Origin of the sequence: Streptomyces luteolifulvus, assembly GCF_008806595.1 — a bacterium.
Classification (GTDB): domain Bacteria; phylum Actinomycetota; class Actinomycetes; order Streptomycetales; family Streptomycetaceae; genus Streptomyces; species Streptomyces luteolifulvus.
The window spans coordinates 12,891-38,238 of record NZ_VZRB01000003.1; the positions used below are offsets into that span (position 1 = coordinate 12,891).

General features: G+C 70.6%; 23 protein-coding genes and 1 tRNA gene. 11 read left to right on the forward strand and 13 right to left on the reverse strand.

What is annotated here, in order from left to right; translation table 11 throughout:
• Window positions 1–48: 48 nt before the first annotated feature.
• Window positions 49–588 carry a GNAT family N-acetyltransferase gene (locus F7R91_RS04935; RefSeq protein WP_150944892.1) on the reverse strand — a complete coding sequence of 180 codons (540 nt, stop codon included), beginning with the start codon at window positions 586–588 and terminating at the stop codon, window positions 49–51.
• A complete protein-coding gene (locus F7R91_RS04940) occupies window positions 585–1,868 on the reverse strand; it encodes a Tat pathway signal sequence domain protein (RefSeq protein ID WP_079160324.1) in 1,284 nt (427 codons plus the stop codon). The genes F7R91_RS04935 and F7R91_RS04940 overlap by 4 nt, the downstream gene beginning before the upstream one ends.
• Window positions 1,869–2,109: 241 nt before the next feature.
• On the opposite strand from F7R91_RS04940, the gene F7R91_RS04945 reads away from it, so the two are divergent.
• From F7R91_RS04945 to F7R91_RS04975, 8 genes are all read left to right on the forward strand, one after another.
• Complete coding sequence (locus F7R91_RS04945) at window positions 2,110–2,556, forward strand: ATP-binding protein (protein WP_150944895.1); 447 nt, start codon at window positions 2,110–2,112, stop codon at window positions 2,554–2,556.
• Window positions 2,557–2,626: 70 nt separating this feature from the next.
• Window positions 2,627–2,767 (forward strand): hypothetical protein, encoded by a 141-nt coding sequence (locus F7R91_RS41855; protein ID WP_191971359.1) that lies wholly within the window; start codon window positions 2,627–2,629, stop codon window positions 2,765–2,767.
• An 18-nt stretch (window positions 2,768–2,785) separates the two neighbouring features.
• Complete coding sequence (locus F7R91_RS04950; RefSeq protein ID WP_019759144.1) at window positions 2,786–2,974, forward strand: hypothetical protein; 189 nt, start codon at window positions 2,786–2,788, stop codon at window positions 2,972–2,974.
• A gap of 188 nt (window positions 2,975–3,162) precedes the next feature.
• The gene (locus F7R91_RS04955) at window positions 3,163–3,342 is read left to right on the forward strand and encodes an FxLD family lanthipeptide (protein WP_016825826.1); all 180 of its coding nucleotides are present in this window, start codon (window positions 3,163–3,165) and stop codon (window positions 3,340–3,342) included.
• A 216-nt stretch (window positions 3,343–3,558) separates the two neighbouring features.
• Window positions 3,559–6,513, forward strand: coding sequence for a lantibiotic dehydratase (locus F7R91_RS04960; RefSeq protein ID WP_150944897.1), 2,955 nt, complete (start codon window positions 3,559–3,561; stop codon window positions 6,511–6,513).
• Window positions 6,510–7,784, forward strand: coding sequence for a lanthionine synthetase C family protein (locus tag F7R91_RS04965; protein WP_150944899.1), 1,275 nt, complete (start codon window positions 6,510–6,512; stop codon window positions 7,782–7,784). The genes F7R91_RS04960 and F7R91_RS04965 overlap by 4 nt, the downstream gene beginning before the upstream one ends.
• 21 nt (window positions 7,785–7,805) lie before the next feature.
• A complete protein-coding gene (fxlM, locus tag F7R91_RS04970; RefSeq protein WP_150944901.1) occupies window positions 7,806–9,884 on the forward strand; it encodes a methyltransferase, FxLD system in 2,079 nt (692 codons plus the stop codon).
• Window positions 9,885–9,972: 88 nt separating this feature from the next.
• Window positions 9,973–11,106: a hypothetical protein gene (locus tag F7R91_RS04975; protein WP_150944904.1), complete on the forward strand. Its 1,134-nt coding sequence runs from the start codon at window positions 9,973–9,975 to the stop codon at window positions 11,104–11,106.
• Window positions 11,107–11,112: 6 nt separating this feature from the next.
• Here the strand turns inward: F7R91_RS04975 and F7R91_RS04980 are convergent, their stop codons facing one another.
• The 5 genes from F7R91_RS04980 to F7R91_RS05000 form a co-directional block, all read right to left on the reverse strand.
• Window positions 11,113–12,828 carry a relaxase/mobilization nuclease domain-containing protein gene (locus F7R91_RS04980; RefSeq protein WP_150944905.1) on the reverse strand — a complete coding sequence of 572 codons (1,716 nt, stop codon included), beginning with the start codon at window positions 12,826–12,828 and terminating at the stop codon, window positions 11,113–11,115.
• Window positions 12,825–13,559, reverse strand: coding sequence for a MobC family plasmid mobilization relaxosome protein (locus F7R91_RS04985; protein WP_225320531.1), 735 nt, complete (start codon window positions 13,557–13,559; stop codon window positions 12,825–12,827). The genes F7R91_RS04980 and F7R91_RS04985 overlap by 4 nt, the downstream gene beginning before the upstream one ends.
• Before the next feature lie 172 nt (window positions 13,560–13,731).
• Window positions 13,732–14,661, reverse strand: a complete 930-nt coding sequence (locus F7R91_RS04990; protein WP_150944907.1) for a DUF2637 domain-containing protein — start codon at window positions 14,659–14,661, stop codon at window positions 13,732–13,734.
• A 432-nt stretch (window positions 14,662–15,093) separates the two neighbouring features.
• On the reverse strand, window positions 15,094–16,404 hold the full coding sequence (locus F7R91_RS04995) for a DUF3631 domain-containing protein (protein ID WP_150944909.1): 1,311 nt from the start codon (window positions 16,402–16,404) through the stop codon (window positions 15,094–15,096).
• A 233-nt stretch (window positions 16,405–16,637) separates the two neighbouring features.
• A complete protein-coding gene (locus F7R91_RS05000; protein WP_150944911.1) occupies window positions 16,638–16,868 on the reverse strand; it encodes a hypothetical protein in 231 nt (76 codons plus the stop codon).
• Window positions 16,869–16,962: 94 nt separating this feature from the next.
• Between F7R91_RS05000 and F7R91_RS05005 the strand changes: the two genes are divergently transcribed.
• On the forward strand, window positions 16,963–17,655 hold the full coding sequence (locus F7R91_RS05005) for a helix-turn-helix domain-containing protein (RefSeq protein ID WP_150944913.1): 693 nt from the start codon (window positions 16,963–16,965) through the stop codon (window positions 17,653–17,655).
• The gene (locus F7R91_RS05010; protein ID WP_150944916.1) at window positions 17,652–19,235 is read left to right on the forward strand and encodes a site-specific integrase; all 1,584 of its coding nucleotides are present in this window, start codon (window positions 17,652–17,654) and stop codon (window positions 19,233–19,235) included. Before F7R91_RS05005 ends, F7R91_RS05010 begins: the two co-directional genes overlap by 4 nt.
• 40 nt (window positions 19,236–19,275) lie before the next feature.
• Here the strand turns inward: F7R91_RS05010 and F7R91_RS05015 are convergent, their stop codons facing one another.
• Window positions 19,276–19,560, reverse strand: coding sequence for a hypothetical protein (locus F7R91_RS05015; RefSeq protein ID WP_150944918.1), 285 nt, complete (start codon window positions 19,558–19,560; stop codon window positions 19,276–19,278).
• 244 nt (window positions 19,561–19,804) lie between these two features.
• Between F7R91_RS05015 and F7R91_RS05020 the strand changes: the two genes are divergently transcribed.
• Entirely contained in the window at window positions 19,805–20,287 is a 483-nt protein-coding gene (locus F7R91_RS05020) for a DUF5994 family protein (RefSeq protein ID WP_150944920.1), read from the forward strand.
• A gap of 24 nt (window positions 20,288–20,311) precedes the next feature.
• On the opposite strand, the gene F7R91_RS05025 is transcribed toward F7R91_RS05020, so the two are convergent.
• From F7R91_RS05025 to F7R91_RS05045, 5 genes are all read right to left on the reverse strand, one after another.
• Window positions 20,312–21,505 (reverse strand): PP2C family protein-serine/threonine phosphatase, encoded by a 1,194-nt coding sequence (locus F7R91_RS05025; RefSeq protein WP_150944922.1) that lies wholly within the window; start codon window positions 21,503–21,505, stop codon window positions 20,312–20,314.
• Window positions 21,506–21,583: 78 nt separating this feature from the next.
• Complete coding sequence (locus F7R91_RS05030; protein WP_225320532.1) at window positions 21,584–22,084, reverse strand: DUF5994 family protein; 501 nt, start codon at window positions 22,082–22,084, stop codon at window positions 21,584–21,586.
• Window positions 22,085–22,187: 103 nt separating this feature from the next.
• Window positions 22,188–23,129, reverse strand: coding sequence for an STAS domain-containing protein (locus F7R91_RS05035; protein ID WP_150944923.1), 942 nt, complete (start codon window positions 23,127–23,129; stop codon window positions 22,188–22,190).
• Window positions 23,130–23,619: 490 nt separating this feature from the next.
• A tRNA-Lys gene (locus F7R91_RS05040) sits at window positions 23,620–23,692 on the reverse strand.
• 98 nt (window positions 23,693–23,790) lie between these two features.
• The gene (locus F7R91_RS05045) at window positions 23,791–25,326 is read right to left on the reverse strand and encodes an amino acid permease (RefSeq protein ID WP_150944925.1); all 1,536 of its coding nucleotides are present in this window, start codon (window positions 25,324–25,326) and stop codon (window positions 23,791–23,793) included.
• Between the last annotated feature and the right edge of the window lie 22 nt (window positions 25,327–25,348).

A 25,348-nucleotide genomic window follows, 5' to 3' on the forward strand; every position in this document is an offset into this window, starting at 1 on the left:
CAGCCACGTAGCGATGGCAGAGCCCGGCGGCGGGACTGCGGCCCATGCTCAGCGGCTCGCTCGGATCATCACCGTGAGCAGCGGCGAGGCCGGAGACGGCTGGCTCTGTCCGATGTCCTCGTAACCCCACGCCTTGTAGAGCGCATGGACTTTTCCGTCCCCGGCGGCCGGGTTGACCATGAGCGTGACGTACGGCTCGTCGCGGCTGGCGAGGAGGGCGTCGTGGATACGGCGGGCGGTGCCAGTCTTCCGCCAGGTCGGTCGGACGCCGATCTCCTTGAGGGCCACGGCCGGGCGCTCGGTGTATTTCTCCGCCGGCGCCGGGCTGGTGCGCTGCCAGTAGCGGTCGCCGTGCTCGATGGTGTTGCCGTAGGCGTAGCCGACCGGATACCCGTCCGCGTACGCGAGGACGGCCGTGAACCCCGGCTCGGTGCCGTGTCGGTCCAGGCGTTCGCCGAACGCGGTGACCGCGTAGTTCGGCAGGTGGAGGAGTGGGGCGCGTACGTCGGCGTACACGTCGAGGAGGTCGCCGCGGGCTGTGTCGAGGGTGGTGAAGGTGCGCAGTTCGATGGCGGGCGCCGTGGTCATGCGGCCATCCTCCAGGTGGCGGTGTGCTCGGTCCAGGTCTGCACGGTGGAGGTGCCCGGCGCGGTGGCGCGCAGTGCGGCCCCGAACTCCTGCAGCATGCGTGTGACCCGGGCGTGTTGGGTGGCGGCTTCGGCGGGGACCTTCATCGCGGTGGCCGTGGCGGCGTCGGGGGCGCCCTGGGCGAGCTGAGCGTGTGCGAGCCGGGTGGTGGTGATGGCCCGGGAACGGATCATGTGGGGCCGGAGGGCGGACAGGCAGCGGTGGGCGTGGTACTCGGCGGTCGAGTAGTCGCCGAGCGCCAAGTGTGCGGAGAGGGCCAGGGAGTCCAGCTCGGCCTGGTCGTAGAAGGCGAGCATCCACACCGGCCGGTAGTCGGCGGGGTCGGCGCGCAGCATGGCGTCCTGGGCCTGCTCGAAGGCCCGGCGGGTGCCGGTGCGGTCCTGTGCCGTGCCGTGGATTGCGCCCTGGCGCGCCAGACCGAGGGAGGCGAACAGAGGGTCGCGGCGTGTGAGGTGCAGGTTGCGGGCGACGTCGTTGGCGGCGAACGCGTCCGCCGGACGGCCCATGTGGCGGTACATGGTGCCCGCGTGACTCCAGATGCGGAACTTGATCGCCTGGTCGCCGGACATCTCGGCGAGGGCCTGGGCCTCGCGCATGTGTGCCTTGGCGATGTCGTAGCGGCGGCCGTCGATGGCGGCCCACATCGCGGAGGAGCGGAAGGCGGCTGCGGAGGCGTAGAGGTTGCTGCGCACCCGCTGGGTGGCGCTGCCGGCGTTCTGGAGGTTGAGTGCCTCGTCGGCGAGGGCGGCGGCCCGCTGTTCGATGCCGAGTTGTCCACCGTGGCGGTGGTCGCTGGCGATGATCTCGGCGAAGCGCTTGTTGAGGCGGTTGACGTCGCTCATGCCGATACGGCGCGGCGATGTGGTGCCGGGTGCGGCTGCTGCTGCGGCAGCCGCCGCGATGCTGCCGACGAGGGTGCGGCGCTTCATGTCGGGGTCCTCCTGCTGCGGTGGGGCCGGGGTGGACGAAGGCCGGCTCCGTGGCACGAACCCTAAAGCGACGGCGGGTAGTCCGGTGACGTCCTCAAGTGCCTTGCGGGCGGCTGACTTTGGCCACGTGACCCGGCCCGCTTTCCATGCCCGGACCGATGAGCCGTCGAGTCCTCCAGGGCGCCCGGTCAACCGTTCAATGGCGCTGTTCACGGCCTCGGCGAGGCTGTTGGAGCTGTAGCCGTGTTCGGTCATCCACGCCTCAAGAACGGTGTTGCGGGTGGTGTCCATGCGGGCACGGTAGTCCGCGCGATCCCTCCCCACCAGGTAAAGGGCAGGTCAAAACGCCCTAGGTGGGTCCGTCGGCTGAGTGCCTGAACGTCCTAACCAACCCGTTGGGAAAGGGAGTTGTCTGGGTGCTGGTCGCCCGCCGCGCCCCACCGTGCGGGCGGCTGTTGACGGCCCGGCCCGCCCCTGAGGTTCCCCCGTGGGGGCGGGCCGGGCGCCGAGACGACACGAAGGCTCCACCCCAATGACGAGTCTGAGAACACCAGTTGAGGCCCTCTCCGTCGGCCACCCCACGTACAGCCAGACCTTCCCGTGCGAGCCGTCCACGGCCGAGCTCGGCCGCGAACTCGTCCGAGACGTCCTCGAAGTGTGGCACCTCGACGGCCTCGCCGACCGTGCCGCGCTGATCGTCACGGAGCTGATCGCGAACGCCTCCAGGCACACTCCGTGTCCCGAGATCCGCCTCACGGTTGGGCGGCCGAGCGCGACACGACTGCGTGTCGGGGTCGCGGACCGGGAACCATCGCGTCTGCCCATACTCAGCCAGGCGGCTGACGACGACGAGTCGGGGCGCGGGCTGCTCCTCGTCGATGCTGTCGCCGACCGCTGGGGCTACGACCTGCACGGCTCGGGCAGACGCCCCTGGGGCAAAGAGGTCTGGGCGGAACTCCGTACCGAGGACGGCAAGTGAGCATCCCGGCCACGGCACCCTCGCCCCTTCCGGAAACCTCGCCCGACTCCGGCCCCGCCAGCAGATGGCCATGGACTGCCCCCTCTGCGCCCGGCTGCTGGGAGCGAGCGGTCGACGGCTGGGCGAGATACGCCACCGGGGCCTGCCGTTCCAGCTCTGGGCCTGCGCTCCCCACTGCCAGGCCGCCCGGTCGACCATCCCGACCATCTGAGAAAGGGGACGTCTTTCCATGGAGTGGCCGTGGATCACCGGTGATTGCTGGCTTGGCTGCGGGCGTACCGGAGTCCTGGTGATCTGGCTCGGCCCGGTGCAGTGGGACGGGCAGCACGCGCCCTTCTACGCGTGCGAGCCGTGCCTCGATCGCCTCAAGGCCCAGGCGCTCGCCTACTTCATGGAGCGGCGACCGGCATCGGCTTGATCGGACTCCCGGCACACGACTTCCCGGCGTGAGGCAGCCACCCCGCGAGGACTTCCTACGCGGAGGCCGTCCTCTCGTGCCGGGCGGCCAGGAGCCGTCGGGGAGCAGCCGTCTGGCAACGCTCCCGTGGCGGCACCTGGTGGGCGCTCCAGCCCAGTAACACCACAACGATTACGAGGAGTTGAAGCATGACGCGCAGCACCGTAGTTCCCAGCCGCACCGAAGTACGCCCGCAGATCCCGGGGGCATCGGACGGCTTCGACCTGGACGTCTCCCTCGTCGAGATCGCCGACCCGGCGGGCCTGGTCAACCTGACCGACGACAACTGCGGGTCCACCTGCGGCGCCTGCACCACCAACGTCGCCTGATCCGGCCCCAAGCCATCCCGGTCTGGTGCCGCCGCGTCTCCACGCGGCGGCACCAGCCGCCCGCCCCCTCGCCTACGGAGGTACTTGGTGGTTGCTCCGCCCGCAGCGTTCCGCACCGGTTCCACTGCTCTCGTGCGCGCCGTGGTCCGACCCTCGCTGCCGTTTCCTCCATGCCCTGACCTCGACGACCGCTCGCCCAATGGTTCGTCTGCCCGTGTGGCGTGGCTACGCGCGGTCTGGGCGGACAAGGACGTCGCCGAGGCACTCCAGCACTCCAGCCCGGTCCTGGCCGCGCAAGTAGGGGCCCTGTGTACGGCCGAGCATCCCGCCCTCCGGGATGTGCAGCGTGCGGCGCTGTCCGTGGCCCGCTACCTGCTGCGGGCCCAGCACCGCGCGACACCCTTCGGCCTGTTCGCCGGCGTGGCCACCGCGGAGTTCGGCCTGCAGGCGCAAGCAGACTGGGGCGAGGAGCACGTGGCCGTGGGCCGCGCGGGGGCAGAGTGGCTGGCGGCCCTGGTCGAACGGTTGGAGTCCTGCCCGGACCTCCTCGAACGGCTGCCCGTCGTCATCAACAACACCGTGACGTCCCGGGGAGACCGGCTCATCGTGCCGTTCCAGCCCGACGTCCAGGACGACCGGACTCGCGCGGTCGAGGCGTCCCTAGCCCTGAGCGGACCGGTGCGCGCGGTCCTTGCCGCGACCCGGGCGCCGATCCGGTTCGGCACCCTCGCGGACAAGCTCCGAGCGGAGTTCCCCGAGGCCGGTCCCGAGAAGGCACGTCAACTGCTGACGGAGCTGATCCGGCGACGGGTACTGATCACGAGCTTGCACGCACCAAGCACCGAGACCGACGCCCTCGGGTATTTACTGGGCCAACTCGACGCGATCGACGCCCGAAGCATCGCCCCGGTCGCGGAGACCGTACGCGAACTCCACGCGGCTCGGGCGGGCCTGGAGGATTACGCCACGCACGGCGGCCGGGACACCGTGGCGGCGCAGATGCGAGACCTCGTCCCCGGCCTGCGCCGCCACCCCGTCGCGCTCGACCTCCGCTTGGACGCGCAGATCGTTCTGCCGGAAGCGGTCGTACGCGAGATCGAGCGCGCCGCTCTCATCCTGACCCGCTTGAGCAGCCGCCCGTACGGGACCGCTGCCTGGAACGAGTACCACCAGCGGTTCTACGAGCGGTACGGCATCGGCACGATGGTGCCGCTCGCGGAGGTCGTGGCGGACAGCGGCACCGGCTATCCCGACGGCTACCCAGGCGCTCCGGCCGGCGCACGCAGGCCCCGCGTCTCCGCTCGGGACGATGCCCTCGTTCGGCTGGCTCAGGCCGCGGCGCTCGACGGCCGTGACGAAGCGATCCTCACGGACGAACAGATTGAGGCCCTGGACGTGGGGCCCGACGAGCCTCGGCTGCCGCCGCACTTGGAGATCGGGGTGCGGGTGCATGCAGTCAGCCTTAAGGAGTTGCAGCGCGGGCGGTTCCGGCTGGAGGTCATGAGCGTGTCCCGAGGCGCCGGCGTCTCCGCGGGCCGGTTCCTCAGCGTGCTGGCCCCCGCCGAGCGGAAGGCCCTGGCCGCCGAGCTTGCCGACCTCCCGGCCGCAGACGGCAACACCATGCCCGCGCAGCTCTCTTTCCCGCCCCTGCTCCCCGCGAGTGCCCATGTCACTCGCTCCCCACAGGTCCTACCCAACGTGATCAGCCTTCAGGAGCACCGCGCCCCGCAGGGCACCGTCCTCACCCTGGAGGACTTGGCCGTGGGATGCGACGGCCGCCGCATCTACCTCGCCGTCCCCGAGCGAGGCCACCGCGTCGAGGCCATCGGGATGCACGCCCTGAATCTCCACACCCACACCCCGCCACTGGTGCGGTCCCTCACCGAACTGTCCCGCGCCCAGTGCGCGCAGGTCACCGTCTTCGACTGGGGCGCCGCAGCGGCCATGCCGTTCCTTCCACGTCTGCGGTACGGCCGCATCGTGCTGGCCCCGGCACGCTGGCGGCTGGAAGCGCCCGAACTGCCCGGCCACGTCCGCCCTCGGGACGAGTGGGATGCTGCGCTCGCCGACTGGCGTGCCCGGCGGAGGCTGCCGCGCCATGTCCATCTCGTTGAGGACGACCGACGTCTCTTCCTCGACCTCGACGAGGCCGGCCACCGGACGCTCCTGCGTCAGCACCTCGACCGCACGCGTCTGGCCGTGCTGGTCGAGGCCCCGGAACCGGAAGCGTACGGCTGGTGCGGCGGGCGAGCTCACGAGGTCGTAGTTCCGCTCAAGGCCACCCGACCGCCGACGTGGCCGCCACTGCCCGACCCCAGCCGGGCCCGTGCCCTGTCTTCGACCCAGATGCAGACGCCTGCCGCTTCCTCAGTTCTTCTGGCCGCCCTGTACGGCGACCCCCGCCGCCAAGACGTCTTGCTCTCCCGGCATTTGCCCGGCCTCCTCGAACAGCTCGGCAACCCGCCGTGGTGGTTCATCCGCTTCCGAGACCCGGACCAACACCTCCGCGTACGCATCGCCCTCCCCGACCCGGAAGCCTTCGCCGACACGGCCCGAACGGTGAGCGGTTGGGCCGACGAGCTACGAAGCATTGGCCTGCTGGCCGATCTGCGCTATCCCACCTCCTACCGTGAGATGGGCCGCTGGGGCTCCGGCGCCGCATGGGAGGCGGCCGAGGAGGTGTTCCAGGCAGACTCGCGCACCATCCTGGCCCAGCTCAGGCAGCCACGGCGCCCCAGCCAGCGCACGCTGGTGGCGGCCCACACCGTCGCCATCGCCTCCGCGTTCCTCGGCACCATCGAGGCCGGAATGCAGTGGCTGATCGACCACATCCCGCCGACAGCCCACAAACCGGTTCCACGCCCCCAGTTCACTGACGCCGTACGGCTCGCCGACCCGAGCGATGACTGGTCGGCCCTGCGTAGCGTCCCGGGCGGAGACGCCATCGTGTCCGGATGGGCCGACCGGGAATCGGCACTCGCCGCGTACCGGCCGCACCTGCCCGGCCCGGACACCCAGGGCATCGCCGTCGACGACGTCCTGACCTCCCTGCTGCACGTCCACTTCGTGCGCCACGTCGCTGTGAACTTCCCGGAGGAAGAGGTGTGCCTCTACCTGGCGCGCGCCGCCGCCCTGGCCTGGACCGCCCGCACCAGGGCGAGGGCCTCGTGACCGCCCACCTCGCGCTCGGCCTGGTCGAGGCCATCGCCACCCGGCTCGCCGACCCCGACACCGTGCCCCTCGGCTCCAGGACGCTGTCCTCGGACCGGCAGCATCTTGCTTACGGCCCTCCCGGAATCGCGCTCCTGCACATCGAGCTGGCCGCGAACGGCCTCGGCCCGTGGCACCGCGCCCACGAGTGGCTAGCAGCCGCCTCCCGGCAGCCGCTCACCAGCGGCCCGGACAGCCACCCGTTCTACGGAGTGCCCGCCTTCGCCCACGCCCTGACCTGTGCGGCCGATCACCTTCCCGACTCCTACCAGCGCGCCCTCGACGTGATGGACGGAAAGATCGCAGTCGACGTCGGACGCCGTCTCGACGCCGCACACCGCCGCATCGATGCCGGACGCCTGCCGCAACTCGCCGAGTTCGACACCATCCGGGGCCTCACCGGATACGGCGCCTACCTACTGCGCCGAAACCCCGGCAGCACCACGACCCGAGCCGTTCTCGACTACTGCGTGCGCCTCACCGAACCGATCACTCACCACGGCGTAACCCTGCCGGGCTGGTGGACGGAGACCGGCCCCTCGGGCCGTCCGGACGAGCGATTCCCCGGCGGGCACGCCAACACCGGTGTGGCCCACGGCATCGGCGGCGTGCTCGCGCTCCTGGCCCTCGCCGCTCGGTTCGGCTCCGCCACTGACGGGCACCATGCAGCACTGCGCACCATCATGGCCTGGCTGGACCGCTGGAAGCAGAAGGCCGACGGCGGACCGGTCTGGCCGTACTGGGTCACCCACGGCGAGCTGCGCAACGGGCACCTAGGCTCGTCAGCCCCCAGGCGGCCCTCCTGGTGCTACGGCACCGCTGGCCTCGCCCGCGCCCAGCAACTCGCGGCACTCGCTCTCGACGACACCCGCCGCCAGATCGACGCGGAGAACGCCCTCGTGGCCGCCCTCACCGACCCCGACCAGCTGAAGGCCACCACGGACAACGGCCTCTGCCACGGGTTCGCCGGCCTCGCCCACACCGCCGCGCGTACGGCCGACGACGCCCACCCCTCGACCGCGGGGAAACTCCGAGCCGCGATCCCGGCCCTCCTGGCTGCGGTCATCCCACCAGGCACCGACCCCGAACTCATGGCCACAGCGCTCATGCAGAACGAGGAAGGCGGCCCCGGCCTCCTCGACGGCGCCGCCGGCATAGCCCTGGCCCTCCTGGCGCCCAGCACCGCCGCACCACCCCGGTCCTCCTGGGACGCCTGCCTCCTCATCACTTGATCCACCGACCGAAGGACCTCTATGCCTCCCGACCGCTGGCAGCAGCACAACATCACCTTCGTCGACCGCGAGATTGCGCGGCGCACCATCGCCGAACGCCTCGGCCCCGCCCTGATCGAGGCCGAGGCCGACGGGCAGATCACCGGCTGGTGGTTCATGAACAAGCAGCCCTGGCCGCTTCGTTACCTCGCCGACAAGCCCTCACCAGCCATCGAGCCGCTCCTGAGCGATTTCATCGGCAACGGTGTGGCCGTATCGTGCCTGCCCAGCATCTACGAGCCCGAGGTCGACGCATTCGGCGGACCCGAGGCCATGGACGCAGCCCACGAACTGTTCCACAGCGACTCCCGCCACCTGCTCACCTACCAGCCGAGCCCGATGCACTTGGGACGCCGAGAGACCGCCGTCCTGCTGGCGAGCGCCATGATGCGCGGCGCTGGGCTCGACTGGTTCGAACAGGGCGACGTATGGGCGAAGGTCGCGGCCCTTCGACCGACCACCGCTCCACCCCCCGAACGAGCCGCCGAACTGGCCCCGGCCATGCGGAAACTCATGACCGCCGACGCACACAGCCTCAGCCGCCTGGGCGGCCCACTCCACGCTCACGAGGAATGGGTGGCCGCCTTCGAACGGACCGGCGCCAGGCTCGCCGACCTTGCAGCCCGCGGCACCCTCACCCGCGGCCTGCGAGCCGTCATCGCCCACCACGTGATCTTCCATGCCAACCGCGCCGGTCTCCTCCGGGACGACCAGAGCGCCCTGTCCCACATCGCACGAGAGGTAGTCATGGGAACGAGTGACCACACCGAGTCGCCCACCGAGGCAACGGCCGACATGGATAGCGTCAGCGCGGTGAAAACCGACACGATCACCACCCCCACAGCGGACGCCGAACGCCTCCGCAACGCCCTGGTCGACCAGCTCCGCGCGGACGGACACGCCCGCACGCCCGCCGTCGAGACCGCGTTGCGGACCGTGCCCCGCCACGTGTTCGTGCCCGAGGCGACGCTCGAAGACGCCTACGCCAACGCACCGGTGCACATCAAGTACGACACCGACGGCACGTCCATCTCCTGCGCCTCCCAACCGGGCGTCGTCGCCCTCATGCTGGACCAGCTCGACGCCCAGCCTGGCGAGCGCATCCTCGAACTCGGTGCGGGAACCGGCTACAACGCCGGTCTCCTCGCCCACCTGGTCGGTGAGAGCGGACACGTGACCACCCTCGACGTCGACGACGACCTCGTGGAAGGCGCCCGCGCCCACCTCGCCAGCGCGGGAATCACCAACGTCCGGGCCGTGACCCGCGACGGGGCTCTCGGCTACGCCGAAGGAGCGCCGTACGACCGGATCATCGCCACCGTCGGCGCCCACGGCGTACCGCACGCCTGGCTGCAGCAGCTCGCTCCCGGCGGCCGGCTCCTCGTCCCCCAGCGCCTCAAGGGCACGGTGTCCCGCTCCATCGCCTACGAGCAGCGTGACAGCCGGTGGGTGTCCCTCGGCAGCGAGATGAACACCTTCATGCCGCTTCGGAGGGGCATCGCCGACGACGTCCGCCGAGTGATCCCGCTCAGTGCGGACGGCGCCGTACGACTCCAGGCCCCCGCCGGTCTCAGCATCGACGCCGATGCCCTCGCAGGCGTACTTGACCAGCCGCGCACCGAGGAGTGGACCGGCATGACGGTCCGCGCCATGGAGTCGCCGGAGTGGATGGAACTGTTCGTCACCTGCTCCCTCCCCTCCGGTCTGATCCGGATGCTGTTCCCCCGCAGCGCCAAGGGCACCCTGCTCACCGAGGACCCCTACCCTTCCTCCACCGCGGCCGTCGACAAGGGCGCCGTCACCTACCTCGCCCGGCGCGTGTCCAAGGAGAAGACCCCCGAGGGCGACAAGCTCTGGGAGTTCGGCGTCATCGGCCACGGCCCCGGCAGCGATGAACTGGCCGCGAAGGTCGCCGACGCCATCCGCACCTGGGACCGCGAGTACCGCGACCGCGAGGCCACGTTCGAGCTCCAGCCCCTGGACACCCCCGCCATCGAGCAGCGTCCCGGCCTCTTCGCCCTCGATACGCCGCTGAACCGCATCGTCGTCGATTGGCGATGACGCCCCACACGTAGCGGATGGTGCCCGTCGGCACACAGCTGGCGGGCACCGTCGCCTCAGTAGTCGTCACTCTCGACCCGGGGGATCCATGGACCCGTACGGCCCCATAGCCCAGCGCTTCCCGCTCGTCGCCCGATTCCGCCCCGCTTGCCTGCCCCTCCCCAAACGGGTACGCGCGCTCTTCGACCTGGCCGACACCGCAGTGAAACAGGCCGATCAGGGGCTCGCATCGGCCGTCTACAACCAGGCCGCGCTCATCGCCTCCGACCTTGATCTCCCCGATCTCGCCCGCGAGATGTGCCACCAGCACGCCGCCGCCTACCTCCACGCCTGCCCGCTGCGCGGCATGAGCGCGATCCGAGGACTGGAACCGGTCGTCAACCTCGCCCGCCTCCAGATCCGCGCCGGCCACGCCGATGAGGGCCGTCAGCGACTGCTCGACCTGTACAGGGCCGTCGAGACGGGCACGGCCGCCCGGTTCGAGGGCGTCAACGTACCCGCGGACCTCACTGCGACCGGCGAAGACCGTCAGGAGGTTGGCGCATGGCTGTGGCGCGTCCTCCTCGCAGACGGCACGCGCACCCTCACCACCGAGGGGCGGTGGGCCGAGGCGCTGGCGCACATCGAAGCCCACCAGGGCATCGGAAAGCGGATGCTCGACGGTCGGCAGGTCGCCGTACTCGCCGCCCTCGTTTCGGGTGACACCGCGTGGGCCGCTGTCCTCCTTGCCGACACGAGGCCCGGCGACCCATGGGAACAAGCCGTCACGGCATGCCTGACCGTTCTATCTCGGCGCGACGCCGGGCAGCCGATGGACCACCACCTGACGGACCTGGTGACGGCCTGCTCCGGACGGAAAACCGAACCCGGGATGACCGTCTTCGACACCCGGCTCGGACTCACAGTCCTCGACGCGATCGGGTCTGCCGAGCCGCTCGCCGCGCACCGCATCGTCGAGGACCTCCACCGCAGGACGACGGACGCCGAGGACGGCTACGCGGCCCGCGAGAACTTGGCTCATCCCCTGTTCACCGAGATCGCTACGGACCGGCAGGTGCAGGACTGTCGCGCGCTGGTGCGCGCCTGCGCCCTCGACGCAAGGATCCTCCCGGACCCGCTGCGACGAGAACTGACGGCGGCTCTGCGCGCCAGCGACAGCGTGATCCGGGAAAGCCTCGCACGTTCCTCCGGGCCCGGAGGAACGCAACTCCTGCGGTTCTGACGGTGTCTATCGGCGCTGCCCGTGCTGCTGTTCTGCAGGTGTCGGGGTCGCCGATGGAAGCTGACTGTCATGGATCTGCCGAACGCGGATCGAAGCCGTCATGGTGGTGCGGCTGCGGGCGGCTTCGGCACGGCGGTTGGGTACGGGGTTGCGGCTGGTGTGCTGGATGCGGGTGATCAGGACGCGGGCGGGCTGACGGGCAGTGTCCAGTTCGCGCTGGGCGGTGGCTTCCTTCAGGAGTTGGTGGGGTTGGTGCCCACGGGCTTCGGCGTCGGCGAGGACGGTGGCGAGCGCTGGCCAGGCGGGATCGGCGAGTATCCGCTCGGCTTGGTCCGGCACGGCGGCGCGCACGTCGCCAGCCAGGGTGAGGCGGGCCTGCTCCCTGGGAGGGCGGGCTTCGAGTTCGACGAGCACCGGGGCGATGGCATGGTCGGCAACGCTCTTCAGATGCTGGACGGTCTGGCGCGCGGCTTCAGTTTGCTGGGCGTGGCCCTTGGCCTCGTGCCAGCGGGCAGCGACGATCACGGCCCAGACAAGAGCCGCCATCAGGGCGGCCACAACGCTGCCGTCGGGGCCCGTCGCGGTGTGGACAATGTCGCGGGCCGCGCTGCGCAAGGCGTAGGCGGTGCGGTCCTCGGCCCGGATCTGGGAGCGCTGGGCTCGTGCGAACGCCTTGGAGGCGGCATGGAGTTCGGCGCGCAGGTGGGCGGGTGCCTTCTGGGCGGTCGCTTCAAGGAGTTCACCGAGGGCGGTGATGTGGGCCTGGGCGTGGGTGTCGTCGGCGAGGTCGGTGTGGAGGGTGTCGAGGGCCTCGGTGGCTTGGTGCCAGGGGGTGGTGGGGCGGTTGCGGCGGGCGGTGGGGTGTTCCTCCGGCACGGCGCTTTCCAGGCGGGCCTTGATTTTGGGCAGAGTGAGGTCTGGGGCGATCTTCTTGCCGGGGTGGAAGATCTGCTCGCCTTGGCTGTTGAGGTCGCCGGGACGACCGACGGCGTAGCCGAGGAGATCACCCGACGGGCCGCGCCTGGCCTTGACGGGGATGCCGTCGGCTTCGAGGTAGGCGATGAATTCCTCGGCGTCGGCCACGTGCGGGATGGCAGCACGGATGCGGTCTTCGAGCCACTCGGGGCTGGTCTGGTCCCAGCCCAGCCGCTGGGCCTTATGCATCTCGGCCTGGGTGGGCCGGCGGGTGCCGGTGCGGTCGCCCTTCTTCAACTGCCTGAGCCCGTAGTCCCTTTCGATCTCGCGGCAGGCGTCACCGACGCGCAGGCCGCTGTCGTGGAGTTTGGGGCGGCGTCCGTCCTCGCGAACGGTGGTGGCGAGGATGTGGATGTGGTCGTCGGCGTGGCGTACGGCGATCCAGCGGCAGGCCAGGTCGTCACCTTCGGGCGCGATGCCGGCCGCGATCACGATGCGCTGGGCGATCTCGCCCCACTCGGCGTCGGACAGGTAGCGGTCCTCGGGTGCGGCGCGGACGGCGCAGTGCCAGACGTGGTCGGTGACCTGCTGGCCGAACTCACTGTTGCGCAGCCTTACGGGCTCGTCGAGGTAGTGGCCGAGTTCGGTCAGGGTGGCGTTCTCGCTGCGGCCAGGATCGGGCATGGCGAGCATCGCGAAGGCGGCCACGATGTGCGGATCGAGGTGCTCGTCGTGCCGACCAGGTCCATAGAGGTAGGCGAGCAGACCGCGGGTCTTGGTCCCCGTGGCTTTGATGGCGGCGATCACGCGGCCAGGTCCTCTGTCGGGTCGGCGGGCTCGCGCAGAGCCTCGGCGATCAAGGTCAGCAGGTGGTCAAGTTCGTCGAGCCTCTGGCGTATGTCGGGTGGGGTGAGGTCGCTGTTGAGCGCTCGGGCGATCTGGTTGACGTTGACGCCGATCCGGTTGAGCTGGCGCAGCACCTGGGCGCGGAACATGTGGGTGCGACGGCGGTCCTCGGACAGGGGCAGGTTCGCGGTGAAGCGGCCGTCGAGGAAGGCGACGACGACGTCGGCGCAGAACCCGGCCTCTCCCTTGTAGCCGTGCTCGGCGGTGGTCTCCCGGAGGCGTGCACGCTCGTCGGTGCGGAACTGCAGGGGGCCAACGCGTTCCGTGCGCTTGTCACCCGTGTAGCGGCGGATCGTGGGCTGCGCGCTCTTCACGGTGGGCTCGCCGGCGGCAGCGCTGTCTTCGCGTACGGGGCGGAGGATGGCGCGCTGGACGGCGTGGAGCGTGCCCGGCTCAGGGCCGCCCTCGGGCCCGACATCCTGGCCCGGCGCCCCCTGGCGCTGGGCCTCCTCCACCACCCCCGGGGCGGAGGTACCCGAGATCCGGCCTTGAGTCGGACTCGGGGTACTACTGGCTCCGCCCGGGGCAGCCCGCCCGAACGCGCGGCGCCAACGGTCCATCAGCGTAGGGGACTTCGTCAGCGGCATCGGCTCGTCGGAAGTGTTGTCGGGGTGGTACGGGTCGTGCTTCATGGACGGTTCTCCGGAGAGGGGTGGGGAGGGCATGCGGATCACCGAGAAGATCGGATGGAGTTCGGACGGTTACCGCCTCATCCACAGGTGTGGACGATCGCGCGTTACGTGGCGGCGGTGACCGGCGGGCCGGGTGACCGGAAGGGTTCCGGTCACCCGGCAGCGGTTCCGTTCAGCCGCTGGGCCGATGGGTCGCGGCGGAGGGTTCGAGTTCGGCCCGGAGGATGTCCATCACCTCGGTCAGTCGCTCACTGCCGACTGTCAGCCCTTTGTCCTCAACTGCCGTCCGGACGACGGCCCGGGTGAGCTTGCCCTGCTCAGCGGCAGCAGCCCGGCCGATCTCCACGAGTACCTCAAGCGGGGCGCCGGGCGGACGGCCACCGCGCGACTTGCCTGCGGCAGCGGAGGCGGACGATTCCGGCGACGGGACGGATACGGCGGCCGAGGGCTCAGCGACCGGGCCGGGTTCAACCAGCAGATCGGCAGGCCCGACGCGCGTGACCGGGGGAGCCTCGCCGGACTGGCCGACCGTGGTGGTCAACGGCTCGGTGAGCTGGACGGATGTGGTGACCGGTGGTTCCGGCGCCTGCGCTGAACCGGTGGCCGGATGATCGGCGTCAGGCTGCACGACGTGCTCGTGGAGCTGCCGCATCAGCACGCCGAAGGCCACCATCGCGGCGGCCGGGGGAACCGCGGCGACCACGTAGTCAAGCAAGGGGACACTGCCGACTTCGCGCGTACCGGTCACCCCGGCCACGTTGAGCCCGATGGAGCCGACCGATCCGATGGCGGTCACTCCGATGGCCCACAGGTCCGTGACCTGGCGCAGGCCCGCACGGAGCATGAGGAGCTCGCCCACGACGATGAACGCGTCCAGCGTCGCGGGCCACGCCCATCGGCGGGTCGGCGAGTCGCGGAGTCCGTGCTGGGCGGCGACCTCGGCCAAGTGGGCGTAGGAGAGCCAGAACGCACCGGCGGTCAGGGCCACGATGACGACGCCGGCCGCGCGGAGCACGTACTGCTCCGCGGTGAGCTTCGTCTTCGCCGACTGCTCCTGACCGGGCCGGTCTCCGCGCGGCGGGCGGTGTCGGCGACGGGACATGCGAGGGATCCTCAAGCGGGATACTCCTGGGGTAGTGGTGTGGTGCGTCTTTGCCGTCTTGGCCGTTGCAGGCGCAGGTCACAGCGGGTACGGCAACCGCCTCGGCCCTCCGTCCCGGCAGGTACTGCCGACGTTGCGTTCCGAGTCGGAACACGCGCGGGAGGTCCTGGCGGGCCTGGCGTCGGTGTGACCGTGCCCCCGGGCCGGGACGGTGGCGTTGCGTCTTCCGTCCCGGCGGGCAGGGCTGCGACCTGCGGCGATACGGCAGGACGGCGGCGGACGGCACAAGACGGATACGGGCGGCGTCTTGGCGGGAGGGGTGCGACTGATGATCGCGTTCCCGTCTTGGCCCCGGTTGCCGTCTTGCCTGTAGGCCGTGTGACCTGCGAGATCACGGCAGGGACGGCAGGTACGGCAACCAGGGGGCGGGGCTCAGCCCTCGCCGCGAGCGGGGTCGGCGTCGACGGGGTGGACGGTGGGGCAGTACCGGCGCCAGGCGTCCAGGAACTTGTTGCGCATGTAGCCCTTGCGCTGGGTCCGGTCGGCCATCCGCACGTTGCCGGGCTTGATCCCGAACTCGCGCAGCAGCCTGCCCAGTTCACGGGCGGTCAGCCCTCCCCGCCCCCACTCCGCCCACGGAGCCTCCGCGTCCTGGCGCAGGTGGTGGAGGAGTTCCTCGGTGGACAGGCTGTCCGCCTCGCGCTGGGCGTAGAAGACCCGGCGGATGTCGGCGAGGATCCGCGCCCCGCTCGGGTGGTCCTCCTCGGCCGCCACTTCGGCGGCGACCATCCGCGCACACGCGAGGCGCGCCAGCCGGGGCCAGTGCCCGCCGGCCAGGTCGGCGACGATGACCAGGGGCTCCCACGTGTCGGCGGCACGGTCCTCGACCGGCATCTCCGGCTCCAGGTCCGCGGCCTCCTCCAGCAGTGGCCGGGCCCACGCGTGGATGCGGTCGCGCAGATCGTGCAGGGCCGGGATGTCGCGCCGCGAGCGGAAGGGCTTGACCTTCTCGCCCTCGGCCCTGCGCCTCATCCGGATCACCACCGACCGGTCCATGACCGTGTCCGGCAGATCGCCGATCCCCGCGATGGCCGCCATGGCGAAGGTGGCGAACTTGTGCGGGGTGTGATCGTTGCCGACGACCCGGGTCACATACCGGCCCCGCTGGTGACCGGCGTTGAGCAGGCCACGCGTCTCCTCGTTCTTCTCCGCCACCTTCGGGCCGAAGATGGTGTCGGCCTCGTCCACCAGCAGCGTCGGCGGCTCCTCCTCGGTGATCGACCGGAAGATCGCAGCCGGTGTGGTGTTGATGGTGAGCATCGGTTCGTGGACCGTCTCGGTCAGCACGTCCAGCAGCCGAGACTTGCCGCACCGCTTCGCCGGCCCCACCACCGCCAGACGCGGCGCGTGCTGCCACGCGGGTTGCAGGTGCGTCGCCGCCACCCACAAGGTGATCGCGTCCAGAGCCTCGGGCGAGGGCGGGATCACGAACTGGGCGATCTGCCCGCGCAGTTCGTCCAGCAGCTCCGAGCCGAGTGTCGGCTCCGCATCGGGTATTGCCTCCAGGCCGCTTGGAGTGTCCGCTTCGTCAGTGCTGCGGGCGCGCGCATCGTCGCTCGCGTCCGGATCGGCGTCTTCAGCCTGCGCGGCGCTCAGGTGGGCGCCGGGTCGGCCGGGGATGGCCGCTGCGGGCCAGATGGCCTGCGCGGGAGCGGAATAGGGCTCGGGGTTCTCGGGTTGCACTCGGCAGCTCCTCGTCTGGCGGTGGCGGGCTCGCACGCCCTTGCCGCCGGGTTGGTTCTTCCAGGGCCGTTCGGGGTTGCTCGGGCCTCCGGCGTTGCACCGCCGGGGGCTCACCCCTTTCTCGCGGGCGCCAGGCCATCGCGAGGGAACACGGACCGTACGTCCACGCCTGGCAACAGTCCAGCACTTCTGTGTCAGCTCAGCGCAGAAAGGCCTGCTACGGCTCCCGGCTGTCATGCGGCCAGGCCCAGCAGGGCCAGGAGGTCTGCGGTCACCACCCGGTAGGCGTTGCCCAGCCGCAGCACCCTGCAGGGGTACTGGCCGCGCTTCGCCAGCTCGTACCCCTTGCTCCGCCCGAGCCCCAGCGCCCGGTTACCTGTCTCCAGGTCAACGGCGGCGGGAAGCTCCAGCAGCTCCTCGCGACTCATGCCCTTCACCCGGCCGACGAGTTCGTTCTCGCGCATGCGCGCTCCATCCATGACTGAGCCCTCGGCGAACACGGCGATCGCGCTCGTCTCCAGGCCATGGAATCAACGGTAGGCAAGTTAATGTGTCTGCATGACACAACGCCGTTTGGATGCTGGAAGGGACAGGGACGAGGACGACGTCCCGGAGTGGGTGGACCAAGTGATGGCCACGGTGGCCGCCGAGGTCCGCAGACGGAGGAAGGAGCTGCGCATGAGCGCCCAGGACCTGGCCGACCGCTGCGAGGAAATCGGCCACCCGATCCCCCGCAACGTGATCGCCAACATGGAGTCCGGCCGCCGCGCCAACCTGCCCCTGGTCGACGTCCTCGTCCTCGCCGAAGCCCTGCGGACCTACCCGATCTGCCTGCTCTACCCCGTCGGCTACGTCGACCGAGTCCAGCGCCTTCCCCTGCAGCACTCCGACCCGACATGGGACGCCATGCGCTGGTTCACCGGCGACATCGAGGACTTCGGCATGGAAGACGACATGCTCCGCTCCTTCCGCGCACACGTCCGCCACCAGCGCGCCGCCCTGGCCGCTCTGAAGGGCGAGAAGCACGAGCGCTGGAAAGCCGAGACAGCACCCAACCAGGCCGAACGCGAGGAAGCCGTACTCGCCCAAGCCGACTACGCAGAGAGGGCGTTGGAAGCCAAGTACCGGCTCCGCAGCGCCCGTGCCTTCATCCGCGAAGACGGCGGCACGCCACCGACCCTGCCGCCGGAACTCGCCGACGTCGACCCACCCGAAACCGACCCCGACACCACCGAGGAAAACGATCTTTGAAGGGTTCCACCCACCGCCGCTGCTACTGCCGCGACCCCCACACCGGCAAGCCGCTCGGCAAGAAGTGCCCGAAACTCTCCAGCCGCAAGCACGGCTCGTACTCCATACGCCAGGAACTCCCACCCCGCGAAGACGGCACCCGCCGCTCCTTCAACCGCGCCGGCTACGACTCCCTGAAGACGGCTCAGGCCGACCTCGACCACGTCCGCGCTCTTCTCGCCCTGGCGGACAAGGATGACCCCGACAGCCTCCAGCGCCTCGTCGCCCTGCTGGAGGAGGTCGCCGCAGAGAAGGCCCCGCTGCCCGCCATCGAGGAGACCCGACGCCGCCTCAGGGCGGGCCTGGCCCTCCGTGGCAGTCTCACCGTCGGCGAGTGGCTCGACCAGTGGTTCGCCGCGAAGAAGCGCCGCAAGACCACGCTCAACGGCTACGCCTCCCACATCCGCGTCCACCTGAAGCCGCGCATCGGGCACGTACGCCTCGACCGCCTCAACGTCGGCCACCTGGTGGAGATGTTCGACGGGATTGCCGACGACAACGAGGTCATCGCGGCCGAGAACGAAGCCCGCCGCGAGCAGATCGCCCGCTGCAAGCCGAGCAAGCCCGGACGACCCGTGGGAGCCGAGCGGAAGCTGCTCGCAGCCGAACGGGCCAGGCTGGCGGAGATGAAGCCGTTCCGGAAGATCACCGGCCCGGCCACCCGGCAGGCGATCCGCCGCACCCTGCGCGCGGCGCTGAATTCCGCGATCGCCCAACAGCTGATCATCTTCAACCCGGCCTCCCACGTCGAGCTGGAGTCCGGCAGGCGCCCCAAGCCCCTCCTCTGGACCGAGGAGCGGGTCCGACGCTGGCGCGAGACGGGCGAGATCCCCGGCGCGGTCATGGTCTGGACCCCGCAGCAGTTCGGCGCCTTCCTGGACGCCGCCGAGGGTGACCGGCTGTACGCGGTCTTCCACCTGATGGGCACCCGCGGCCTCCGTCGCGGCGAGGCGGTCGGCCAGGACTGGCACGAGATCGATCTCGGCGCCGGCCTCATCACTCCGGCCAAGGAGATCGTGGTGGACGGCTGGGACCTCTACGAGTCCGAGCCGAAGACAGACGGCAGCGCGAACACGATCGCGCTCGACAGCATGAACATCGCCGTGCTGCGCGACCACAAGGCCCGCCAGGACAAGGAGCGTGCGGACTGGGGCGGCGCCTGGCAGGACACGGGCAAGGTCTTCACGAAGGAGGACGGCTCCTGGCTCCACCCCGAGACGGTGTCGGAGACCTTCCGCCGTATCCTCGCCACGACCGACCTGCCCCCCATCACCCTGCGGGACCTGCGCCACGTGGCCGCGACGCTCACGCACGGAGGCGGCGGCGACATCCACACGGTGAAGGAGACCCTCCGGCACTCCACCATCACGCTGACCTCGGACACGTACACGAGCCTGCTCCCGGAGCTCGACCGCGAAATCGCTGAGAAGGCAGCGAAGCTGATCCCGCGGTCTCGTCCGGCAGCCGCCGAACCGTCCGCCCCGGCAGCGTTCGATCCGCAGGCCACCGGCACATCCGCCCAGGCATCACACGGGGATTGAAGTCCCGGCCCGAAAAGCAGCGACCGGGCGTGGAGCCGCGTCACTCACTCGGCCTGGGATCACCCCACTCCTCTTCCTCCTCCATGTAACGGATGCCCTCATGGGACAGTGAGACGGTGGCGGGCGTCTTGTGCAACGTCCACTCGACGGTGATCAGGCCCTCGTCGGCCAGGTAGGCGCAGGCTGCGGACAGGTCGTCGTCGGGCAGCCGGAGCGCCTCGCGCAGTGCCGCCCCGCTGACCTCAGGTCGGTTGCGTTCCATGGCTCCGTAGAGTTGCCGGAGGACGGCCTTGCGGTAGGTCTTGCGTTCACGGAGTGTCGTCATGGCTGGCGCTCTCAGGCTGGTATCCGAGGCTGCTGATGCCGACAGGCAGTCGGCCTTGCGGCCTCGCTCAGAGCCTCCGCCGCCCGGGTGCCCCGCCGCGCAGCCCCTCATGCGGCTTCCCCTCGCTGTATGCGGGCGTCCCGGCGATTCCCGGCGACGCCGATGCTCGCGGTGATGGGGAGTAGCGTGGTCAGAAGCGAGGCGGATCCCGTGTTCGCACCGGATCCCGGACAGGTGGTCCTCCATGACCGGCTCCGACACATCCCCTGGTTCCAGGCACCTGCCGAGCGGTGTGCACCATGCCGTGCGGCCGGGGAGTGCACTGCTCCGGCTGGAGACGACGGCATCGCGCGAAGGCGTCCTCGACGGGGCGTGGTGGCCGCGGTCGCGCGACATCGGTGCCGAGCTGCCCGCGCTGCTGAGCGCCCTCACCGAGCACCTGGGCCCCCTGACCCGCGTCGGGCTGGATGCCACGGCCTGGGAGGGGCTGCCGACCCGGATCGTCGTCGGCGACCACGTGGTACACGTGGACTCCTTCCCGGTGGGTGACGACACGGTCCTGATCACCCGGGGCGACCGGGACCTCTTCTCGCTGCTGGTGGTCCCACCGGACACGCCGCCCGAGGCCGCCCGCGCGGCGATGGCACAGGCCGTCCTGGCCGGCAACGTCAGCGAGGCGGAGCAGATCCTCATCGACACGGGAAGCGGGCAGAGGCCGTCCGGCTGACCCCTGTCGTGGCCGGTGGTGCGGTCAGCCGCGCCACTCCACCAGGAGCAGCGTCGCGTCGTCCGTCGTGTGTCCGCCCCGCGCCCGCTTGAGGGTGTGCGACAGGGAGCGCGCCACCGCCCGGACCCCGCGACCGGTCCTCTCCAGCCGGTTCACCCAGTCGATCAGCTGGTCCTCACCGAACTGCTCCTCACCCACGGCGTGTTCCTCGATCAGTCCGTCCGTGAAGCAGAGGACGCGGTCTCCGCGCTCCAGGTCCAGCTCGCCGACCTCTGGCTCCGCGCCGCCCATGCCGACCGGGAGGGTCGTGGGGACGTCCAGCCGACACATGACGCGGTGATCGCGCACGAGTATCGGTGGCGGGTGTCCCGCATTGACCCAGTGCATCCGCCCCGTGGCCGTGTCCAGCCGCATCATCTGGGCGGTGACGAAGTGGTCCGGGCCGAACTGGTGTACCACGGCGACGTCCATGGCGGCGTAGATCTCCGACAGGCCGGTGCCGAGGCGGCGGGCGTGACGGTAGGCGCCGATGGCCACGGTGGCCATGGTGGCCGCTCCCAGGCCGTGCCCCATCGCGTCGATCATGGCCACGTGGAGGATGTCACCGTTGAGCGCGTAGTCGAAGCTGTCCCCCGCCACGTCGTAGGCGGGCTCCAGGATCCCGGCCACGGCGACCCGCGGCATGACCATGGCCAGAGGCGGCAGCAGGGACCACTGGACCTCGGCGGCGACGCTCATCGGCTCACCGCGGCGGGTGGAGAAGAACAGGTCGGAGTAGCCGTGCTTGGTCACCAGCAGGTCGGCAACCAGGCCGGAGAGCCTGGCCAGCAGCCGCCGGTCGTCGTCATCGACCCGGTCCAGCGTCACGGCCATGACGCCCACCTGGTCGCCGCCGTCCAGCAGCGGCAGGTGGACCCGTACGCCGTCGGCCTCGGGCACCTCGACGGGCTGGGCATCGAGAAAGCACCGGCCCGCGACGGAAGCGTCGATGTCCTGCGGATCCCCGCCCGTGAGGCCCTCACCGCGCAGAGGTACGAGCAGCAACTGGCCGTAGTCCTGGAGCAGCACCTGCGGACGGCGGCCGCCGAGCCGCTCCACCACGTCGGCGACCAGCGGTCCGATGAGGTGGGGCGGGAGCTCGTGCGCCCGGTCGAGAACCGCCCCCAGAAGCGCTTCCCCGAAGCTCTCGGAGCGGTCCGTGCCCGGTTCGGCCGTCATCCCGCTCACCCGCTGTGATCCACATGGACACCGGCGGCGGGGTCGGCCGGCGAAAGGACTACCCGTCCCATCACTCCATCATGGGCCGTGCTGTTCCCCCGCGCCCTCCCGGCCGAAGCCGTCCTCGACATGTGCCAAGGTGCGCTGAGCCGACAGCGGATTCCACGGATCGGCGGCGGCGGTCAGCAGGCGTTCGGCGGTTCCGGCCGGCTCGTCGGGCGGGACGACCAGCAGCTCCCAGCGCCCCAGGGTGCCGCAGTCCAGGGTGATGGCATGCTCCTCGGCGGTGGCGTCGCTCAGGACGACCTCGATCACGTGGTCCGGCGCCGACACGGTCAGTGGCGCGTCAGGCCAGGCCGCAGCGCCGACCGTGACGCGGGTGACCGTGCCAAGGCCGGGGTCGAGCGAGCCCACGAGCGCGGGCAGCTCCAGTTCCAGGGCGTCGCAACGCGGCCACCACGCTCCGTCCAGCGGGCCGTGGCTGGCCTCCGGCGTGAGCCTCAGCCGGGCCAGCGGCATCCTGTACGTGTGCGCGTCACTCGGCGGCCGGTCTCCTGCGGGCGGTGTGGGGGAGTCCATCGTGCGATCCCGTCCGGGCGGCCTGGAGCTGCCCTCGTTCGCCACTCGCCGGGAACGGCGCTGTCCTGATCATGCGCCCGACATGCTCTCGGTGTCTTCAAGGCTACGCCCGGCCTGGACGGGCGGCCCGAGGCGCTGGAAGCGACGGTCCGCTTCCCCGGAACAGGGTCAACACGCAAGGAGCACCCCGACCGGGCAGCCCGACCATCTCCCCGTGGTTCCGCCAGCCCCACGAGTCGTAGGCGGCTCGTCCGGCCCGGTCAGCCGGATTCAGCAGGGCCAGTCCGAGCTCTGTGCGCTCATCGGCCAGCAGACGCTGTTGCAGACGGCGGCCGATGTCGCGGCGCTGTGGGTGCTGGTGCGCCACGACCTGAGTGAGGAGCAGGAACCGGGCACAGCCGGTGAGCCGTTGGACGCTCTCCTGCAACCCCTGCTCGGACCGGCTGACGGAAGTCACCGGAAACCCGAAGACGCACCCCACCAACACCGTCGTCTCGGCCACCAGCAGCGCGAAGCCAGGCCGTCGGGCGCTGACGGCAAGCCGCCGCAGGAAGTCGTCCCGCATGAAGGGGCCGGCCACGGCCAGGTCGGCGATGTCCTCGCTCATCCCCTCCACCTGCCGGCGAGTCAGCCTGCGCAGGCGGATCCCGTCCTTGACGACCGACGCATCGGCGCGGTCGCCGGACGTCTGCGTGCCGCCGGCCGACGGACCCGCCGCGGACGTGTCCAGCAGATCGCGGAGCAGGGGCGCGGAGCCGGTGAAGGCGAGGAGCCGGGTGATCTGCGCGCACGGATGGTGCAGGTGCAGGCAGGCGTGCACGCGGCCGGCATGCCGTGACGCCGTCAGGAAAACGTCCAGGCCCTTGGCGTCACAGGAGCCGACCGTGGTGAGATCTACGTCGATGGCGGTCATGCCGTCGCGCAGGCACTGCTCCAGCGCGGCCCGCAGCAGGGGCGCCGAGGCCGGCCAGATGTCGCCGACGAGCGTGACGAGGGCCCGCTCCCCCCGGTCACGCCGGTGGATGTCCAGGCGCTGCACGGCCATCACCCCGCCCTTCGGCAGGGAAACGCAACGACCAGGGAAGGGTGCGGAGTTGTTGTGATCGCGGCGGGCATGATGCCGACCCGTCTCCGCACCGCCGCTCGGACGGCCCGGGGTTCGTCTCTCGCCGAGGACGACCCGGCAGGACGGCCGGATTGCGTGATGCCCTCGGTATCTCCACCGTACGCCGCCGGCCGACTCGACCCGCAGCACCGGACGGGCTCACCCGTAAGGCCCGTAAGGAGCGCACCGCCTGCCGAGGCTCATGGAGACATCCGGGGCAGACGGCCCACTCGTGGGGCACACTGCCGTACCTCACGCCCGCCGGGTATCCGCTGAGGGCGGTCTCACACAAAACCGCCGCAGGTGGCCGCGCTTCCCGCTCACGCATCGCTCACGCAGGAGCCCGGAAACGAAGCAGCGTCCGAGCCAGCTGACGCCGGCTCGGACGCTGCGTAGCAGGTCAGGGGCCATATCCCCCGCCTACCAGCCGTAGGCCCTGTGGGACTCGAACCCACAACCAATGGATTAAAAGTCCACTGCTCTGCCAATTGAGCTAAGGGCCCAGGCGATGTTGCCTCCCCGAGCATAGCGGGACGTGGCCGTCTCTCCGATCGGGTATCGGGGACACGGCCACGTCGGACGGGTGAACAGGCCGGGAGTGTTACGGATCGACCGGTTCGGGCGCACCCCTGCGGCTCGCCTCGCGGGCCAGCGTGCGTTCGTGGTCCGGATTCAGGAACCAGTGCCGCGCGGAGGCCACCCACCACAGCGCCGCGAAGCCGAGGACCACCAGGACCGCGACGGGGGCGTAGTTGAAGGTCTCCCAGGTGACCGGCGAGACCTGCGGCAGCATGAACAGGATCGTGATGATCCCGACCCAGGCCACCGACACCACGCCGATCACTCCGGACCAGCGGCCCAGGTGCCACGGCCCCCGCTGGAAGTCGTCGCCCTTGCGCACCCGCAGCAGCGTCGGGATGACGTACGCGATGTAGAGCCCGATCACCGCGATCGACGTCACCGCCGCGTAGGCCGTGTAGTTGATCAGATACGGCAGCCCGAGCACCAGCGCGCCCGCCGCCGCCAGCCACACCGCCGCGACCGGCGTCCGTGTGCGCGGGCTCACGGTGTGCCACACATGGGAGTAGGGCAGCGCGCCGTCCCTCGAAAACGCGTAGATCATGCGGCTGTTGGCCGTCACCGACGCCATCCCGCAGAACAGCTGCGCCCCGACCACCACCAGCAGGAGCAGCTTGCCGGCGGTCGCCCCCAGCGCGTCGAGCAGGATCTGGGCGGGCGGCGCGCCGGTCGGGGAGGCGAGGGCGCCGTTGTACGACTGGATGGCGAAGGTGAAGCCCAGCAGCAGCACGAAACCGGCTATCCAGGACGTCCAGATGGACCGCACGATCCCCTTCGGGCCCGCCGTCGACGCCTCGTGCGTCTCCTCCGTCATATGGGCCGAGGCGTCGTACCCGGTGAAGGTGTACTGGGCCATCAGCAGGCCGAGCAGGACGACGTACACCCCGCTCCCCCAGCCCGTGTTGTTGACGAACTCGCCGAACACGAAGGACGCGGACTGGTGCTTGTCGGGGACGAAGGTCAGCGCGCCGACGATCAGCGCCACGCCCAGCACGTGCCACCACACGCTCACGCTGTTGAGCAGGGCGACGATCCGCACGCCGAAGGTGTTGAGCAGGCCGTGCAGCAGCAGGATCCCGGCGAACAGCAGCACGGTCCGGCCCGGGGTCACCTCGAAGTCGAACTGGAGGTTCAGATAGGCGCCCAGGAAGGAGGCGGCGCCGAAGTCGATGCCGGCCGTCACCGCGACCTGCCCGAGGACGTTGAACCAGCCCGTGAACCAGGCCCAGGCCGCGGCCGTACGGGGCGGGGCGAGCCGGTGCGCCCAGAAGTACAGGCCCGCCGACGTCGGGTAGGCCGAACAGATCTCGGCCATCGACAGGCCGACGAACAGCGTCATCAGCCCGACCGCGACCCAGCCCCAGGTGATCACCGCGGGGCCGCCGGTGTTCATGCCGAAGAGATACAGCGTCAGGCAGCCCGACAGGACCGAGATGATCGTGAAGGAGACCGCGTAGTTGGAGAACGCCGACATACGGCGGGCGAGAACCTGCGTGTAGCCGAGCTGGGCCAGCCGTTCTTCGTCCGTCAGCCCGCTCGCTCTGGCGTCATCTGTCATGTCCCCAGCGATTCCCCCACCG